At 70.6% G+C, this 18,002-nt stretch carries 12 protein-coding genes and 1 pseudogene; 6 read left to right on the plus strand and 7 right to left on the minus strand.

Translation table 11 applies throughout. The annotated features are described in order from the left end of the window. Positions 1-32: 32 nt before the first annotated feature. Positions 33-1,256, plus strand: coding sequence for an NYN domain-containing protein (locus HD596_RS15015; protein ID WP_185069838.1), 1,224 nt, complete (start codon positions 33-35; stop codon positions 1,254-1,256). A gap of 536 nt (positions 1,257-1,792) precedes the next feature. Here HD596_RS15015 and HD596_RS15020 read toward each other — a convergent pair. Together HD596_RS15020 and HD596_RS15025 are read right to left on the minus strand one after the other, a co-directional pair. Then, positions 1,793-2,422 carry a response regulator gene (locus tag HD596_RS15020; protein ID WP_185069839.1) on the minus strand — a complete coding sequence of 210 codons (630 nt, stop codon included), beginning with the start codon at positions 2,420-2,422 and terminating at the stop codon, positions 1,793-1,795. 3 nt (positions 2,423-2,425) lie between these two features. Beyond that, the gene (locus HD596_RS15025; protein ID WP_185069840.1) at positions 2,426-6,613 is read right to left on the minus strand and encodes a HAMP domain-containing protein; all 4,188 of its coding nucleotides are present in this window, start codon (positions 6,611-6,613) and stop codon (positions 2,426-2,428) included. A 120-nt stretch (positions 6,614-6,733) separates the two neighbouring features. On the opposite strand from HD596_RS15025, the gene HD596_RS15030 reads away from it, so the two are divergent. Further along, positions 6,734-8,278: a PP2C family protein-serine/threonine phosphatase gene (locus HD596_RS15030; protein WP_246554463.1), complete on the plus strand. Its 1,545-nt coding sequence runs from the start codon at positions 6,734-6,736 to the stop codon at positions 8,276-8,278. Between the two features lie 98 nt (positions 8,279-8,376). Here the strand turns inward: HD596_RS15030 and HD596_RS15035 are convergent, their stop codons facing one another. From HD596_RS15035 to rho, 3 genes and pseudogenes are all read right to left on the minus strand, one after another. Beyond that, positions 8,377-10,149: a S9 family peptidase gene (locus HD596_RS15035; protein WP_185069841.1), complete on the minus strand. Its 1,773-nt coding sequence runs from the start codon at positions 10,147-10,149 to the stop codon at positions 8,377-8,379. Positions 10,150-10,293: 144 nt separating this feature from the next. Further along, a complete protein-coding gene (locus tag HD596_RS15040) occupies positions 10,294-11,331 on the minus strand; it encodes a putative RNA methyltransferase (protein WP_185069842.1) in 1,038 nt (345 codons plus the stop codon). 531 nt (positions 11,332-11,862) lie between these two features. Then, positions 11,863-12,921, minus strand: a pseudogene (gene rho / locus HD596_RS15045) (transcription termination factor Rho); the annotation flags it as partial. Positions 12,922-13,378: 457 nt separating this feature from the next. On the opposite strand from rho, the gene HD596_RS15050 reads away from it, so the two are divergent. The 3 genes from HD596_RS15050 to HD596_RS15060 are packed head-to-tail and all read left to right on the plus strand — an operon-like array spanning position 13,379 to position 15,206. Beyond that, on the plus strand, positions 13,379-13,531 hold the full coding sequence (locus HD596_RS15050; protein WP_185069844.1) for a hypothetical protein: 153 nt from the start codon (positions 13,379-13,381) through the stop codon (positions 13,529-13,531). 30 nt (positions 13,532-13,561) lie between these two features. Then, the gene (locus tag HD596_RS15055) at positions 13,562-14,281 is read left to right on the plus strand and encodes an MBL fold metallo-hydrolase (protein WP_313044103.1); all 720 of its coding nucleotides are present in this window, start codon (positions 13,562-13,564) and stop codon (positions 14,279-14,281) included. Between the two features lie 25 nt (positions 14,282-14,306). Next, entirely contained in the window at positions 14,307-15,206 is a 900-nt protein-coding gene (locus HD596_RS15060; RefSeq protein WP_185069845.1) for a TolB family protein, read from the plus strand. A gap of 4 nt (positions 15,207-15,210) precedes the next feature. On the opposite strand, the gene HD596_RS15065 is transcribed toward HD596_RS15060, so the two are convergent. After that, positions 15,211-17,112: a sensor histidine kinase gene (locus HD596_RS15065; protein ID WP_185069846.1), complete on the minus strand. Its 1,902-nt coding sequence runs from the start codon at positions 17,110-17,112 to the stop codon at positions 15,211-15,213. Between the two features lie 62 nt (positions 17,113-17,174). On the opposite strand from HD596_RS15065, the gene HD596_RS15070 reads away from it, so the two are divergent. Next, positions 17,175-17,588, plus strand: a complete 414-nt coding sequence (locus HD596_RS15070; protein ID WP_313044104.1) for a hypothetical protein — start codon at positions 17,175-17,177, stop codon at positions 17,586-17,588. Between the two features lies 1 nt (position 17,589). On the opposite strand, the gene HD596_RS15075 is transcribed toward HD596_RS15070, so the two are convergent. Beyond that, the gene (locus HD596_RS15075; protein WP_185069847.1) at positions 17,590-17,931 is read right to left on the minus strand and encodes a hypothetical protein; all 342 of its coding nucleotides are present in this window, start codon (positions 17,929-17,931) and stop codon (positions 17,590-17,592) included. Positions 17,932-18,002: the final 71 nt, after the last annotated feature.

Consider the following 18,002-nt stretch of genomic DNA (forward strand, 5'->3'; position numbering starts at 1 on the left):
AGGACGGACCACCAGGAAAGGGGCGGTGCTAAGTGGATCGCTGTGCGCTGTTCGTGGACGCCGGCTATCTGCTGGCCGATGGCGCGATGGCCGTGCACGGCACGCGTCATCGCGAAGCGGTTGCCTGGGACTACCCGGGGCTGCTCCAGCTGATGACCAGCCTGTCGCGCGAGCGCACCGGCCTGCCGCTGCTGAGGTGCTACTGGTACGAGGCGACGGTCGAAGGCCGTCGCACGCCGGAGCACGACGCGTTGGCCGACATACCGGGCCTCAAGCTCAGGCTGTCGCGCATCCGGCCGGGCCGGCGCGAGGGCGTCGACGCCCAGGTCCACCGCGACCTCATGACGCTCGCCCGCAACAACGCCATCTGCGACGCGGTGGTCGTGAGCGGGGACGAGGACCTGGCCCAGGTCGTGTGCGACGCGCAGGACCTCGGCATCAGGGTCAGCGTGATCCACATCGCGGCCGACGGCGGCTGGGCCGTGTCGCGGTCGCTGCGCCAGGAGTGCGACGACCTGGTCGAGCTGGGCGCCGTCCACCTGCGCCCCTACGTCAGCCTCGTCACGGGCATCACCGAGTCGTCCAACGGGCACCAGCCGATCAGCAACGGGCAGGCCGCCCATTCGCTGCCGCCCGCCCAGCCGTCCCTGCCGCCGTCGCTGCCGTCCAGCGGCAGCCACGCCGCCGGCTCCTCCTCGACGCCGTCCTCGTCCAACGGGTCCTCCTCCGGGCGCGGGCAGTCGTCCACGCCGCCCGTGCTGCCGACGTACGCCAGCTACCAGCCCGAGCAGCCGCCGACCACCCCCGCGCCACCGGCCACTCCGGCGACCGGGCCCATGCAGTCGCAGTCGCAGTCGCCCAGCACGGGGCAGTTCGCCAGCCCGTCGTCCAGCACCGGGCAGTTCGCCAGCCCGTCGTCCAGCGGCACCTATCAGCCTGCGCAGCTCGGGCCGTACACGGGGCCGCAGCCCGCGCCCGTCACCCCGCCGTCCGCGGCCACCGCCGGCGCCACCACGCTGGCGGACGCGGTCAAGTCCGCCCACCGGGAGGGTCACGACTTCGGCGAGTCCGTGGCGCGCGACGCGCCCGCGCTGTGGCTGGAGGCGGTGCTGGCGCGCAAGCCGCGCATGCCTTCGGACCTGGAGGCGCGGTTGCTGCAGGGGTCTTCCCTGCCGATCGACTTCCTGCTGCACGACGAGGTACGGCACGCGCTGAGACGCGGCTTCTGGGACGCTTTGGAACGCGCCCGCCACTGACCCACCCCCCAGCCGATCCCGCCGCCGGTCACTTCTCCGCCCCGTCGGCCACCCCCGCCGCAGCCAGTCACTTCTCCACCCCGTCGGCCACCCCCGCCGCTCCCGCTTCGCCGCCTCGCCCACCACGCGACCTTCCGGCCGGGAGCACCCGGGCCGCTGCACCTCCCCGCTACAGGAATCCTGGTTACGGCGCTCCGCGTTACGCGACCCCTCCGGCCTTTTTCTTCTCGGCCACCCCCACGCACGGACACCCCACCACACACGGACCCCCACCGCCGATCCGCCGTGACTTCGGCCCCCATGGCCCTGGCCCGCTCTGAGCGCCGTTCGCGTTGCGCCGGGCACCACCGTCGGGCGGCTCGCCGACGCGGCGCTTGAGAGGCGGCGGTTGCATGGTGGTGCCTGCGCCCCCGCTGTCGCTTGCCGCCGACGTGGCGCGCCGACCGGTGTCCCGCCGTCACCTCCCGCCTGGGCGCCCGCACGCCGGCGCGGCGGCCAGTGTGCGGGGTGACCTCGGTGGCGCGGGGCCGGGGGCGTCAGGAGAGGGCGTCGAAGCCGGCGCGGAGGTGGTTGAGGCGGTCCGTGAGGTCGGACAGGGGGACGGAGAGGGTCGGGTCCTGGGACTTGCGGGCCAGCTCCCGCACCCGGGCCAGCTCGTCCTCCACCGCCGTCAACCGCCGCGACAGCTCGGGCAGCACCGAGGCGTGGTCGCCGACCCCCGGCGGCAGTTCGCCGCTCACGCGGTCGCGGAGCAGGGACGCCTGCTCGGCCAGCCGCTTGTTCATGTTGTACAGCTCCGTGAACACCGACACCTTCGCCCGCAGCACCCAGGGGTCGAACGGCTTGGTCAGGTAGTCGACCGCCCCGGCCGCGTAGCCGCGGAAGGCGTAGTCGGGCGCGCTGTCCACCACGGTCAGGAAGATGATCGGGATGTTCCTGGTCCGCTCCCGCCGCTTGATGTGCGCGGCCGTCTCGAAGCCGTCCATGCCGGGCATGCGCACGTCCAGCAGGATCAAGGCGAACTCGGTGTTGAGCAGCGCCTTGAGGGCCTCCTCGCCCGACCTGGCGCGCACCGGCACCAGGTCGAGGGAGCTGAGGATGGCCTCGAGGGCGATCAGGTTCTCCTCGCGGTCGTCAACGAGGAGAATCTTGGCGCGATCCGGCATCGATCACGACCCTTCGACTGCTGAGGCTGACGAGTCCGACATGGACCCGCGCCCGCGGCTCAGCCAGCCGCGCAGGCGTTCGAGCAGGCGATCCACGTCGACCGGCTTGGGGACGTAGTCGGACGCGCCGGAGGCGATGCTCTTCTCGCGATCGCCCCGCATGACCTTGGCGGTCAGCGCGATGATCGGCAGGTCGGCGAACTGGGGCATGCGCCGGATGGCGGAGGTGGTGGCCCAGCCATCCATCTCCGGCATCATGATGTCCATCAGCACGAGCGCGACGTCCTCGTTCCGTTCGAGCTGCTCGATCCCCTCCCGGCCATTTTCAGCGTAGACGACCGTGGAACCATGTCGTTCCAGGACGCTGGTCAACGCGAACACGTTACGGATGTCGTCGTCCACGATGAGGATCTTGGCGCCGCTGAGCGGGTCGTCGCCCTGCCACTGGACCGGCGTCTCCACCGGCTCGACCAGTTCCGGCATCGGCATGTCGAGCGGCAGCGGCGGCTCGGGCGCGACCGCGGCGGACGACGACTCCTCCGCCGGCGTCGTCATCAGCTGGCGGCGGGCCACGCCGCCGTCGGTGGCGGCCAGCGGGCCGGTGTAGGAGGCCGGCAGGTAGAGCGTGAACGTGCTGCCCTTGCCGAGCTCGCTGTCCACGTGGATCTCGCCGCCGAGCAGCCTGGCGATGTCCCGGCAGATCGCCAGGCCCAGGCCCGTGCCACCGTACTTGCGGCTCGTCGTGCCGTCGGCCTGTCGGAACGCCTCGAAGATGACGTCCCGTTTGTCGGGCGCGATGCCGATGCCGGTGTCGATCACCTGGAAGGCGAGCAGGTCGTCGGCGTCGTGCAGGCTGTCGTCGTCGTAGTCCACCCCGGGCGGCGCCATCGCGACGCGCAGCTTCACCTCGCCCCGCGGCGTGAACTTCACCGCGTTGGAGAGCAGGTTGCGCAGCACCTGCTGCAGGCGCTGCTCGTCGGCGCGCAGCTCCTTCGGCACGTCGTTCTCGACGTCGACGCTGAACGACAGCCCCTTGTCCTGCGCCAGCGGCGCGAACGCCGCCTCCAGCAGGTCCACCATCTTCGGCAGCGCCACCTTGATCGGGTGGATGTCCATCCGGCCCGCCTCGACCTTGGACAGGTCGAGCATGTCGTTGATGAGCTGGAGCAGCGACGAGCCCGCGCTGTGGATCGTACGGGCGAACTCCACCTGCTGAGAGGTCAGGTTGCCCTCGGCGTTCTCGGTCAGCAGCTTGGCCAGCACCAGCAGGCTGTTGAGCGGCGTGCGCAGCTCGTGGGACATGTTCGCGAGGAACTCGGACTTGTACCGCGAGGAGACCGCGAGCTGCTCGGCGCGCTCCTCCAGCGTGCGGCGGGCCTGCTCGATCTGGAAGTTCTGGATCTCGATCGCGCGGTTCTGCTTGGCCAGCAGCGCCGCCTTGTCCTCCAGCTCGGCGTTGGACCTGCGCAGCTCCTCCTGCTGGCGCTGCAGCTCGTCGGAGCGCTCCTGGAGCTCCCTGGTGAGCCGCTGCGACTCGGTGAGCAGGTCTTCGGTGCGGGAGTTGGCGATGATCGTGTTCATCGTGACACCGATGGTCTCGACGAGCTGGCGCAGGAAGTCGAGGTGCACCTCGCCGAACGGCGTGAACGAGGCCAGCTCCAGCACGCCGAGCACCCGGCTCTCGAACAGGATCGGCAGCACCACGATCTGCGCGGGCGTGGACTGGCTGAGCCCGCTGTCGATGGTGATGAACTGCGGCGGCACGTCGTCGAGCATGATGTGCCGGCCCTCGGCCGCCGCCTGGCCGACGATGCCCTCGCCGATCGCGAAGCGCTGGCGCGGCCCCCGGTCGGGGCGCACGCCGTACCCGCCGATCAGTATCAGCTCGTGGTCGCCCTCGGGGTCGACGCCGTAGAAGGCGCCGTAGCGGGCCGAGACCAGCGGCGTCAGCTCGCTCATCGTCAGCTTGGCCACCTCGAGCAGGTCGCGGTGGCCCTGCATGAGCCTGGAGATGCGGGCCAGGTTGGACTTGAGCCAGTCCTGCTCCTGGTTGGCCTGGGTGGTCTCGCGGAGGTTGGCCACCATCGAGTTGATGTTGTCCTTCAGCTCCGCCAGCTCGCCCTGCGCCTCGACGGCGATCGAGCGGGTCAGGTCGCCCCGGGCCACGGCGCTGGTGACGGTGGCGATGGCGCGCACCTGCGTGGTGAGGTTGCCGGCCAGCTCGTTGACGCTCTCGGTGAGCCGCTTCCACGTGCCCTCGACGCCCTCGACCCGGGCCTGGCCGCCCAGCTGCCCCTCGGAGCCCACCTCCCGGGCGACTCGGGTCACCTCGGAGGCGAACGACGACAGCTGGTCCACCATGCGGTTGATGGTGGTCTTCAGGGCCAGGATCTCGCCCTGGGCGTCCACGTCGATCTTGCGGGTGAGGTCGCCGTTGGCCACGGCCGTGGTGACCTCGGCGATGTTACGCACCTGCGAGGTCAGGTTGTTGGCCATGAAGTTGACGTTGTCGGTGAGGTCCCTCCAGACGCCCGAGACGCCGGTCACCCGGGCCTGGCCGCCCAGCTGGCCCTGCGTGCCCACCTCGCGCGCCACTCGGGTGACCTCGTCGGCGAAGGAGGACAGCTGGTCCACCATCGTGTTGAGGGTGTCCTTGAGCTGCAGGATCTCGCCCTGCGCGTCGACAGTGATCTTCTTCGACAGGTCGCCCTGGGCCACCGCCGACGACACGGCCGCGATCTGGCGCACCTGGGAGGTCAGGTTGTTGGCCATGAAGTTGACGTTGTCGGTCAGGTCCTTCCAGACCCCGGACACGCCCCGCACCTGCGCCTGGCCGCCCAGCTGGCCCTCCGTGCCCACCTCCCGGGCGACTCGGGTCACCTCGGAGGCGAACGACGACAGCTGCTCGACCATCGTGTTCATGGTCGACTTGAGCTCGAGGATCTCGCCCTGGGCGTCCACGTCGATCTTGCGGGTGAGGTCGCCGTTGGCCACGGCCGTGGTCACCTGGGCGATGTTACGCACCTGGTATGTCAGGTTGTTGGCCATCGAGTTGACGTTGTCCGTCAGGTCCTTCCAGACCCCGGACACGCCCTTCACCTCGGCCCGGCCGCCCAGCTTGCCCTCGGTGCCCACCTCGCGGGCGACTCGGGTGACCTCGTCGGCGAAGGAGGACAGCTGGTCCACCATCGTGTTGAGGGTGTCCTTGAGCTGCAGGATCTCGCCCTCCGCGTCAACGGTGATCTTCTTCGACAGGTTGCCCTGGGCCACCGCCGTCGCCACGGTCGCGATGCTGCGCACCTGGGAGGTCAGGTTGTTGGCCATGAAGTTGACGTTGTCGGTGAGGTCCTTCCAGACGCCCGAGACGCCGGTCACCTGGGCCTGGCCGCCGAGCTGGCCCTCGGTGCCCACCTCGCGGGCGACTCGGGTGACCTCCTCGGCGAAGCCGGACAGCTGGTCGACCATCGTGTTGACGGTGTTCTTCAGCTCGAACATCTCGCCCACGGCGTCGACCGTCACCTTGCGGCTCAGGTCGCCCTTGGCCACCGCGGTGGTCACGACCGCGATGTCGCGCACCTGCGCCGCCACGCGCGAGGACATCGTGTTGACGGCCTCGGTGAGGTCGCGCCAGCTTCCCGACATGCCGCGCAGGTTGGCGCTGCCGCCCAGCCGGCCCTCGGTGCCGGCCTCGCGCGCCACCCTGGTCACCTCGCTGTTGAACAGCGCGAGCTGGTCGACCATGCCGTTGATGGCCTTGCCCAGGCGCCGCACCTCGCCCCTGGCGGAGCGGTCGAGGTCGATCCTGCGCGACAGGTCGCCCTTGGCGACCGCGTCGATCACGTCGGCCGCGCCGCTGACGGGGCTCACCAGGGCGTCGATCAGCTGGTTGACCGACTCGACGCCCTCCGCCCAGGCGCCGACGCCCGGCCCCGGCGTCAGCCGCTCGCCGAACCGGCCCTCCTTGACGATCTCTTTGCGAACGCGCACCAGCTCGTTCGCCAGATGTTCGCGGCGGTCCGCCACTTCGTTGAGCAGCAGCCGGACCTCGCTGAGGATGCCGGGAGGCGCGTGGGAGACACGACGCCGGAAATCACCGTCCCGCCAGGAGAAAAGGGTCTCGAGGATAGGAATGAGATCCGACTCGGTATAGGTCCTCTCCTCCGGGGTTGGCGCGGCCTTGGCCGTGGTCATGGGGCCTCCTTCACTCGCGGCGGGCTCCGGCGAGTGATTCAAGTCTGTCACGATGAGTAGCTCGTAGTCCTGCCCTTGGATTTACCCCAAGTCAGCGGGAAGTGTGGTAGGCACGGTGGGATGACTGCTTCTCCCCATGCGGTGCTCGCCGCGACCTTCGCGCCGGGCGAGACCGCTGTGACGGCTGCGATGAGGTTCACGCGCGAAGTGATGACCGCGTGGGCCACCGGCGGCGTGCTCCACACCGCCGAACAGGTCGCGGGCGATCTGGCCGAGCAGGTCGCTGACGAGCCGTTCGAGGTGATCTGGAAGCATCTCGGGGATGCCGTACAGGTGGAACTGAGGCAGCGATACCTCTCCCAGGGTGATCCGAAGGCTCCTTCCGGGAACGTCGAAGAGTGGGGAGTCACCTTCACGGGCGATTCCCGTGTCCATTGGGCTAGGCTCACGCTACCTGGCTCTCCGGACATGGTGGCCGCCGAATGGCTGGAGGAGAGCGCCCGGGGGCCGCACTGGCTCGGGTTCTTGGCCGATGCGAGCGATCTGCTCGCGGGCACGCTCGACCCGGACATGGTACCTGCCATCATCGCCCAGGTCGTAGTGCCGCGTTTGTCCAGCTGGTGCGCCGTCTACACCTCCGACAGCTCCCTCGGTCCGATGCGGCTGGTCTACCTCTGGCACGCCGACGAGGCCAGGATCGACGGGCTGCGCGAGCAGCTCGCCGACATGGACGTCGCCGCCGCCGACGCCAGGGTCACCTCGACCGTCCACCTGGCCGACTCGCAGGTGCTCGCGGTGCCGCTCACGGCGCGCGGGCGCGGGCTCGGCATGATGTGCCTGGGCCGGCCCGACCGCTTCCCGGACGACGTCATCCAGTTCGCCGAGGACATCGGCAGGCGTGCCGCGCTGGCCATGGACAACGCCCGGCTCTACGCCCAGCAGGCCGCCGCCAACCGGGCGCTCCAGCGCAGCCTGCTGCCGCCCAACGAGCCCGAGGTCCCGGGGCTCGACTACGGCGTCATCTACGAGCCCGCCGGCGAGACCAACGAGGTGGGCGGCGACTTCTACGACCTGTTCAAGGCGGGCGACGACTCGTGGCGGTTCGCGATCGGCGACGTGTGCGGCACGGGCCCCGAGGCCGCCGCCGTGACGGGGCTCGCCCGCCACACGCTGCGGCTGCTGGCCCGCGAGGGGTACGGCGTCGCGGCCGTGCTCGGACGGCTCAACCAGGCGATCCTGGAGGAGGGCGAGCGCGCCAGGTTCCTCACGCTGCTGCACGGCGACATCACGCCCGTGGCGAGCGGGCTGGAGGTGCGCCTGGTGTCGGCCGGGCACCCCGAGGCGCTGCGGCTCAAGCCGAGCGGCAAGGTGGAGGCGGTGACCACGCCGCAGTCGCTGCTGGGGGTCTTCCACGAGGTCATGTTCGAGGCCGACACCGTGCACCTGGAGCACGGCGACGTGCTGCTGGCGGTGACCGACGGGGTGACGGAGCGGCGCTCGGGCGGACGGCTGCTCGACGACGACGGCGGCCTGGCCAAGCTGCTGGCCGAATGCGCCGGGCTGTCGGCCAGGGCGGTGGCCGAGCGCATCCGCAGGGGCGCGGCGGAGTTCGCCTCCGAGCCGAGTCAGGACGACCTGGCCATCGTGGTGCTGCGCGCCCGCTAACACGCTCAATAACGGCTCCCTGTGACGGCGTGGGCACATGCTGTCACCGGGAGAGTCCGACGGTCAAGTCGATCAGTCAGAGAGCTTCTTACAGTGTGTCAGATGTCACTGTGATTGAGATGCTTCCTGGCGAATTCGAGCTGGAGCGCGGTCTGCGCGATCCGCTCCGCCACCACGAGCGAGCCGCCGATGGCGTCGTACATGTAGACCTCGTGCTCGCGCCCGTGCTCGGCCAGCTTGGCCACGTACTTCTCGATCTGGCGCAGCGGGCAGCGCGTGTCGTTCTCGCCCGCGAGGATCAGCACCGGGCTCTTGACCTGGTCGACGTAGGTGATGGGGGAGCTGGCCGCGTACTGCTCCGGCTGCTCGTCGGGTGAGCCGCCGAGCAGGGCGCGGTGGTAGGCGCGCAGGCTCTCCGCCTCGTCCTCGTACGAGGTCTGGTGGCAGGCGATCGGCACCGCCGCGATGCCGGCCGCCCACAGGTCCGGCTGGGTGCCGAGGCCGAGCAGCGTGAGATAGCCGCCCCAGGCCGCGCCGGCCAGCACGATCCGGTTGGGGTCGGCGATGCCGCGATCGACCACCGCTTGGCGTACGGCGGCCACGTCGGCCAGCTCGATGTGCCCGACGTCGCCGTGCAGCGCGTCGCGCCAGGCGGAGCCGTAGCCGGTCGAGCCGCGGTAGTTGACCCGTACCACCGCGAAACCCGCGTCCACCCAGGCCGCGACCTCCGGCGAGAACGCGTCGCGGTCGTGCGCCGTCGGGCCGCCGTGCAGCAGGAAGACGGCCGGGTACGGGGCGAGGCCCGTCTCGGGCTTGGAGACCAGCGCGTGGATGCGGCCGCCCTCGCCCTCGACGTCGAGGTCCTCGACGGGGACGCTCGGCGGGGCGGGCGGGCCGCCGGGGTTGACCACGACCTGGCCGCTGCTGGAGCGGATGACCGGCGGGCGCGAGGCGCTGGACCAGGAGTACTCGACGTGGCCGCCGGGCCGGGGAGCCGCCTCCTCGATCACGCCGTGCGGCGTGTCGATGAGCGTCAGGCCGCCGCCCGCGAGGTCGTAGCGGTGCAGGTACGTGCGGGCGCGGTGGTCGCGCAGGATGAGCAGGCCGCGGCCGTCGTCGTACCACTCGGCGTTCAGGTCGCCGGGGTCCTTCAGCCAGATCTCGCGCTGCTCGCCGCTCACCGGGTCCCAGACCAGCGGCTCGTGGCGCCGGCGGCGCTCGTGCAGGGCCAGCAGGCGGCGGTCGCCGACGACGGGGGCGAAGTGCAGGCCGGTGACGCCCTTGGTGGGCCCGTCGTACAGCTCGCCCACCGTCTCGCCGCTCGGGCGGACGACGCGGAGCGCGGGGTGGCGGAAGTCGCCGTACTCGCCGTGGTTGATCGCGATGAGCGAGCCGTCGAGGGACATGTCGGCCACCCAGGCGGCCTCGGTGTGCTCGTACAGGAGGCTCGCCGGGCCGCCGACGCGGACGACGTGGATCCTGAACGTGCCCTCGCTGGCCATGCTGATCGCCGCGACGCCCGTCGTGGACAGGGCGATGCCGCCGGGCTGGCCCGGCGGCAGGTCGGGGGCGACCGGCTCGTTGGGGCCGCCGGCGAACGGCTGGCGCCACCACACGCCGAACTCGTCGCCGCCGGTGTCGGCGAACCAGTAGATCCACTGGCCGGTGGGGTCGATGGCGGCGTACGCGGTGCCCTTCGGGCGGTCGGTGACCTGGCGGACGGCGCCGCTCACGCGGTCCCAGGCGTAGACCTCCCAGGTGCCGGTGGCGTTGGAGCGGTAGATGGAGCGGTTGGGGGCCTGGCGCGCCCAGGACGGCAGCGTCATGCGCGACGCGCGGAACCTGGCCTGCCAGCGTTCCTCCGCCTTCATCCTGCGCGCCCCCTCCCATTGATGTCCCGTGCCTCCGGGCGCGGGATGCCGTCCAGTATTGCGCGTGTTCCAGGGAAAAACTTGGGGAATGTGGGGGAATTTCGGACTAAATGCCCCATCAGTAACACCAGTCCCACATGCCCGTCAAGGAACGGGTCTTGATCGGGGTACGGGCTCGAAGATAGACACGTGAAACGCGGCATGCGTTACTACTTTTTGCCGACTTTTCATGACATTTCGGGAGATAAATCCCGCTATTCGCCTGTCAAGCTCGGCCGGGTCCGTATGCCACGCACTCGGCCCCATCCCGACCACCTGGGCGATGTCGTCATGCCCCAGCTCCATCTCGAACTCCACCGAACGTCGCTCCAGCTCGGCGAAGCCCTCCAGACTCCGCGCCAGCCTGCGTTCCTTCTCCTCGTCCACGGAGAGCAGCCCAAGCTCCTCGACCAGCGGGCTCAGGTGCCGCGCGGCCGGGGTCACGACCACCGCGACGCCGCCGGGCCTCAGGATCCTCCCGAACTCGGGCCCGTTCCTGGGCGCGAACACGTCCATCACCACATCGGCCACCCCATCCCTGATGGGGAGCGGACGCCACACGTCGGCCACGAACGCCCCTGCCCTGGGATGCACCCGCGCCGCCCGGCGTACAGCGTGCTTCGACACATCGAACGCCATCCCGATGCCATCGTTCACCGCGTCCAACGCGGCCGCCAGGTAGTGCCCGGTGCCCGCGCCTGCGTCGACGATCAACGGCGCGGCCCAGCCCTCCGCGCGACGATCGCCGATTTCCGGCTCGTACGCGGGATCCGTTGATCCAGCGCCGTGACCGGCCTCCACTCCCGCCCCACGGTACGCCCTCAGCCCCGTGCCGTCATTCGTTTCGGCGGAGTGCTCACGTTTTGCTGGAACGTTCTTGTTGCACGCGTACTTTCGTACGGTTTCTGCTACCGCGTCGTGCAGTGGTGCGTAGTGGCCCGCATCGAGAAATCGCGCTCGCGCGGCCACCATCTCGGGGCTGTCGGCCGTTCCCGGGGGTTTGTTGCCGACCAGGAGGCTCACGTAGCCCTGCTTGGCGATGTCGAAGGCATGCCCTTGGGCGCACCGCAGCGCGCCGGCGTCGAGCCGGAGGGCGGCTCGGCAGACGGGGCACGCCAGGTATTCGACGATATCGGCCAGCATGCCGCCCATTCTCGTCCACCCCCCGGCCCCCCTTCCCACGGGGCACACCCCACCGGGGGCACACCCCACCGGGGGCGGGCACCACCAGGGCGGGGCACCACCCGGGGCTGGGCGCCGTGCGCATGGCGCCGGTCTCCGCCGTCCCGCTGCTCGCCGACGCGGCGCGCCTGGAGAGGCGGGCGCGCCTGGAGAGGTGGGCGTTGTGGGGCGGTGTGCGTCCTTGGAGGGCGCGAAGGGAGGGGCACAGCGCCGTCGAGGGAGCGGGCGTCGGGTGGTGGCGTGTGTCCTTTGGGCGGCGCGGGCTGCGAGGTGGCGCGCCCAGGGGGACGGGCTGGCGTGCGGGTGGCTGGGCGCCGTGCGTGTGGCGCCGGGCTCCGCCGTCCCGCTGCTCGCCGACGCGGCGCTTGGAGGGGGCGGGCGTTGTGGGGCGGTGTGCGTCCTTGGAGGGCGCGCACGGAGGGGCACAGCGCCGTCGAGCGGAGCGGGCGTCGGGGGCGGGGTGTGTCCCCTGGGGGCGGCGTGGGGTGGGGGTTAGGCGGCGGTGGTGGCTTCGAGGAGGAAGGCGGCGTTGGAGGGGGTGGAGCGGAGCTTGTCGACGAGCATCTCGAGCCCCTGCTGCTTCTCCAGCGTGGTGAGCATGCGCCGCAACCGCCACACCACCTGCCGCTCCTCCGTGTGCAGCAGGATCTCCTCCCGCCGCGTCCCCGAGGCGTCCAGGTCCACGGCCGGGAAGAGCCGCCGCTCCGCGAGCTCGCGGACGAGGTGCAGCTCCATGTTCCCCGTCCCCTTGAACTCCTCGTACAGGTTGTTGTCCATCCGCGACCCCGTGTCCACCAGCGCGGTGGCGAGGATGGTGAGGGAGCCGCCGCCCTCGACGTTGCGGGCGGCGCCGAAGAAGCGCTTGGGCGGGTACAGGGCCCCGGCGTCGATGCCGCCGGTGAGGACCCGGCCGCCGCCGGGCGCCAGGTTGTTGTACGCCCGCCCCAGCCGCGTCAGCGAGTCGAGCAGGAGCACCACGTCCTGGCCGGACTCGACGAGCCGCTTGGCCCGCTCGACGGCCAGCTCGGCGACGGCGGTGTGGTCGCGGTCGGGGTGGTCGAAGGTGGAGTAGAAGATCTCGCCGGAGATCGTGGCGCGCATCTCGGTGACCTCCTCGGGCCGCTCGCCCACGAGGAGGACCATGAGGTGCACTTCGGGGTGGTTGCGGGTGATCCCGGCGGCCAGCGCCTGCAGGACCATGGTCTTGCCGGCCTTGGGCGGGGCGACGATGAGGCCGCGCTGCCCCTTGCCGATGGGCGCGAAGAGGTCGATGACGCGCGTGCTGAGCGACTCGGTCTCGATGCGGAGCCGCTCGGTCGGATGTACGGGTGTCAGCTCGGCGAACCTGGGCCGGCCGCGCCACTGCGCGGCGCCGTTGACCGAGGTGACGCCCACGAGCTTGTTGCCGGCGAACGACGCGACGACGTGGTCGCCGGGCCGCAGGTCGAACTGCCGTACCTTGTCGGGCGTGAGGCGCACGTCGCCGGGTCCGGGGAGGTGCCCGGCCCGGAGGAACGCGGATTTCTCGCGTACGTCCAGGAGGCCCTCGACCTGGCGGACGGGCACGTCCGCACGCTGCTCTGGAATGTGTACAGACATGGTGAAACCCCTTTAAGGGAATGCGCCGGACCAGCCCGGAAGCGGTCGGGCGCGGTGTGGAAAGAAAGGAAGCCGGGCCCCTCGAGAGAACCGGGGCGAGACTCAGATGAAGATCGGCGGAGCCGAAGCTCGACGCCTGGTGGCAAGATACCACACCATCTGGCCCAGTAAACGCCTAGCCCTCTTGGGCTATTCCCGGGCCGTTCTCGGAGTTTCTCCCACGGACGCGGGCAGGGGGACGCGACAATGTTCTTCTCGGCACCGTACTGCGAGGAAAATTACCGCACCCGGTGTGCCGGAGGGCATAGGCCCCCGTCGAAGCAGCGCCATCGTGTCAAGTGACATGCAGGACCCCTGCAACTCGGTGAGGGTTCCATAGAACCAACAGGAAACTCCTTGGGGGAGCACCATGAAGACCGTCAACCACTGCCCGCGGTGCCACCACGAGCTCGACGAGGGCCCGATCATTTACCGGTGCGCGCACTGCTGCCGCGCCGTCTACGCGGCCGACATCGAGAACGAGTTCGTTCCGCGCCAGCAGCAGGTAGCCGTAGCCGCCTAATCTGGGCGAGTGCCGCATACATCCATAACAGTGTCCGGCGTCGAGGTGACGCCGCTCTGCGACGCCGTAGGTCCCATGGGAGCGGCGATCCGCCGCCCGCTCGCCGAGATGTTCCCCGGTTCCGGGCTCCAGGACGAGCCTTGGGTCCTGCACTTCCACTGCTACCTGATCCGCGACGCGGCCGGTCGGCTGACCCTCGTCGACACCGGGATCGGTGACGAAGACTCACCGGCCGCGAGCTGGGCCCCCGTTCCCGGCACCCTGGCCGGCGAGCTGGCCGCCGCGGGCGTCGCGCCCGCCGAGATCGGCACCGTCGTCCTCACGCACCTGCACAGCGACCACGCCAGTGGCGTGGTGACCGACGGCAGGCCCGCGTTCGAGAACGCCCGGTACGTCCTCCAGCAGGCCGAGGTGGACGCCGCGCGGGGCCCCGTGCTCGACCGGCTCCTCACCCCCATCAAGGGGCAGCTGCAGGTCGTCGAGGGCCACGCCGAGGTCTCGCCGGGCGTCCACGTGCAGCACGCGCCCGGGCACACGCCGGGCCACCAGATCGCCAGGGTCGGCGACGTGGCCGTGACCGGCGACCTCGTGCTCCACCCGGTGCAGCTCGACGACCCGGCCATCCGGTACGCCTACGACGACGACCAGGAGACGGCCGCGCGCACCCGGGCGGAGGTGCTCCAGGCGCTCAGGGCCGAGCGCGCGATTCTCGCAACCGCTCACTTCGGCGAGCCGTTCCTGCGTCTGTGACGTTTCCCGGGCACGATGTGTAGCCATGAAGATACGCGTTGTGACCGGCGTCGCACTCGGCGCCGCTCTGGTCGTCCCGTCGGCGGCGTGGGCGGCCCCCACACCCGATCTGACCGGGGCCGCCGTCTACGCGGCGGCAGGCAACCAGCTCAGCCGATACACGGCCGCCGGCGAGTGGCACCCGCTCGCCAGCTTCGGAGCCACGCAGTTCGCCGCGTCGCCCGACGGCACCAAGGCCGCCTGGATCACTGAGAGCGGCAACCTCAACATCAGGGAGCGCGGCAAGACCAGCACGATCGTCAGCGGTCTCCAGGGCAGTACGCCGTGCCTCACCCCGGTCTGGTCCGCCGACTCGACCAAGGTGGCCTACCCGAGCGCGAACGGCACGATCAACGCCGTCCGGGCCGACGGCAGCAGCGCCCCGCGCAAGCTGGGCGTGTCCAAGGGCGTCTGCCACCTCGCCTGGGCGGGCAACGGGCGCTACCTCGCCGGCTTCACCACCACCGGCGACGCCCTCTACCGGCTCGACGCCAAGACGGGCAAGACCGTCATGGTCAAGGGCGTCAAGGCCATCACCCACGTGCAGAGCCTGTCGCCCGACGGCAGCAAGGCGGTCGTGGCGTTCCCGGAGGGCACGCCGGCGCTCGCCGCCAGGACCTGGCCCACCACGTTCAAGCCGGTCATCCTCGCGATCCCGTCGGGCAAGCGGCAGAAGCTGCCGGCCAAGGGCAACGCCATCGGCGCGTACTACCTGCCGGACGGCCGTCTCGTGATGCGGATGGCCGCCGCGCGCACGCAGCCGCGGCACGCGGCCGACCACGCCCACAACACGCTGGTCGTGTTCGACAGCGCGGGCAACGAGCTCCAGCGGCTGGCCGAGCCGCCCAAGGCCAGGAACCAGGCGCTGCTCCAGGTCGTGTCGTAAGGGGCTACCGTCCGCTCATGGCCGGCTGATCGGCCAGGAGCGACGAGGGCAGGGAGGCCATCGCGGTCAGGCCGCCGTACGGGGAGGGCGCGAGAGTGACCTTGATGCCGTGCCTGGCCGCGAGCCTGCTCACCACGAACAGGCCGAGCCGGTCGCTCTGCGCCAGGTCGAACTCCGGCCTCTTCGCCAGCCGCTCGTTGAGCTCGTCCAGCTCGGCCCTGGCCAGGCCGAGACCGCGGTCCTCGACCTCGATCATCAGGCCGTGCGGGGTGGTCGAGGTCCGCAGGTCCACCCTGGTCCGGGGCGGCGAGAAGAGGGTGGCGTTCTCGATCAGCTCGGCCATCAGGTGGGCCACGTCCGTGACCACCGCGCCGAGCAGCGCGACCGGCGGCGGCTGGAGGATCTCGACCCGCTCGTACTCCTCGACCTCCGCCACGGCCGCGCGCAGCACGTCGAGGATCGGCACCGGGTTGCGCCAGCCGCGCCCGGGCGCCTGGTCCGACAGGATGATGAGGCTCTCGGCGTGCCTGCGCATGCGGGTGGTGAGGTGGTCGAGCTTGAACAGGTCCGCCAGCACCTCGGGCTCCTCCGTCGCCCGCTCCATGCTGTCGAGCTGGAGCAGCTGCCGGTGCAGCAGCGACTGGTTGCGCCTGGCCAGGTTCACGAAGACCTGGCTGACGCCGTGCCGGAGCCGGGCCTGGCTCACCGCGGCCGCGACGGCCGTGGACTGCACGTCGTTGAACGCCTGGACGATGTCGCGTACCTCGGACGTGTGGGACGTGACCTCGATCGGGGCGATCTCTTCGGCGGTGGGCGGGGCCGTGTTCGTCCGCAACCGCTTGACCAGGCCGGCCAGCCGCACCTCGGCCAGCTCCGTGGCGGCGTCGCGGAGCCCGGCCAGCTCGCGCACCAGCCGCTTGCGGAAGCGCAGCGAGAACATGATCGACGCGATGACGGCGATCAGGCCGACACCGCCCGCGACCCCGATCTTGATGAGCATGCCGATGGCCGTGGGCGTCACCCGGTTCACGAGGCTCTTGACGGCCAGGGCCTGGTTGCGCTCGACCGCCGCCCACAGGTTCTGGCCGTCGACGGGCCAGGTGGCGGCCGTGACGGGCAGGCCGTTCGTGGCCGCCTGGCCCCGGATGGCGTCCTCGGCGTCCAGGAACTCCTTGTAGACCGATGACTCGGCCAGCCGCGCGTACGGGCCGCGCAGGCCGCGGTCGAGATGCGAGAGCGCCTGCGAGAACAGCAGCCGCCTGGTGGCCACCATCCCCGTGAACGCCTCGTGCTCCGGGGGCTCCACCCGGCCCTTGCCCAGAACGACCGCGATCAGCGCCCGCTCCCTGGACAGCACGTCCTTGGCCTCGCCCAGCATGGTCACCGCCCTGGCCTGCTTGTAGAGGGCCATGTCGGGCACAAGCACCATGGCGTCGTACATGCGGAAGGACGCGTCCACGATCTGGCTGTAGCCGTCGATCACGTCGAGCGGCGCCACGGCCCCGCCGTCCACCTCGCGGCGGACCTCCGCGAGCTGGTCGAGCTTGGTGTTCAGCGCGGCGAGCTGCGCGGTCATCTCCGGTGACAGGTCACGCTGGTTCTTGGCGAGCGTACGGAACGCGGTCACGGCCTTGTCCGTCTCGCCGCGCTGCTTGGCCATCTTGGCGGCGCCCTGCCGGCTGACCAGGAACTCCACGGAGAACAGCCGCTCGTCCTGCAGCTCGATGTTGACGCGCTCGGACGGGTCGGCCAGGTTGGTCGCCAAGTCCTTGATCGACAGCAGGCGCACGCCGTCGCCGCCGGTCAGGCCCGCGGCGAACGCCCACAGGCCCACGAGGGACAGCAGCGGGACGAACAGGAGGACGAGAAGTTTCACGGCGATGGGGCGGCCACGCGTGGGGGGCATGCGACCTCCGGGTGCAAGATGAGATCGCCTCGCAGAGTACACCCCCCTTTGAAAGGATTTCTGTGCGTCTTCCGCGTTCTTTCTCCGGCTGGACCATCGCGGTCTTCGGATTCCTCGCCTTCGCGCTCGGCCTGCTCGGGTTGGTCTCACCCGACTCGCTGCTGGCCATGCTGGGTTTCGAGGTGCTCGACGTCCGCCCCGCCGGGGACTACACGCTGGTCTATATGGCCGCCTCGTCGATGGCGGCGGTGAACATGGGCGTTTATTACGTTTTCGCGGCTTCTCACGACTACACGCCGTTCTTCCGGTGGACGGTGCCGTTCAGGCTCGTGACGTTCGCCGTCTTCACCACGCTGGTGCTGACCGGGGCCGCGCCGGCCAAGTTCTTCGGCGTCGGGCTCTGGGAAGGGCTCGGCGCGCTCATCACGGGGTTCGCGCTCTGGCGCGAGGGCAAGCTCGTGCCCTCGCGCCAGTGAGTCACCGCGTGGCTTCCTCCGAGTCGCGCGCGACCAGTCGGTCGCCCGGCTCGGGGGAGTGCCGCAGGCGCTTCTCCAGCTCGCGCTTCTCGTTCTCCAGCTGGGCCACCCGGTCGGTGGCCTCGGCCCTGGCACCCAGCAGCCGGCGGCGGCGCCTGGCGGACCTGCGCGAGCCCGAGCCGATCAGCCAGAGGCCCAGCAGCAGGACGGCCGCGGTGGCCGCCCCCGCGAGGAACATCTCCACCTGATTGGGCTCGAAGGTGTACCCGAACAGGATGTACCTGGCGCTCTCCTCCGTCAGGACGATGGCCACCGCGCTGCCGGCGAGGAGGACCAAGAGCACTCCAAGTAGAATCATCCAACTCACCCCTTGTCGTAAGAGCCCGATTCCCCTGCCCTGTCGGGGATGAGGTA

The sequence above is a fragment of the Nonomuraea jabiensis genome, from assembly GCF_014204795.1.
GTDB classification, from domain to species: Bacteria; Actinomycetota; Actinomycetes; order Streptosporangiales; family Streptosporangiaceae; genus Nonomuraea; species Nonomuraea jabiensis.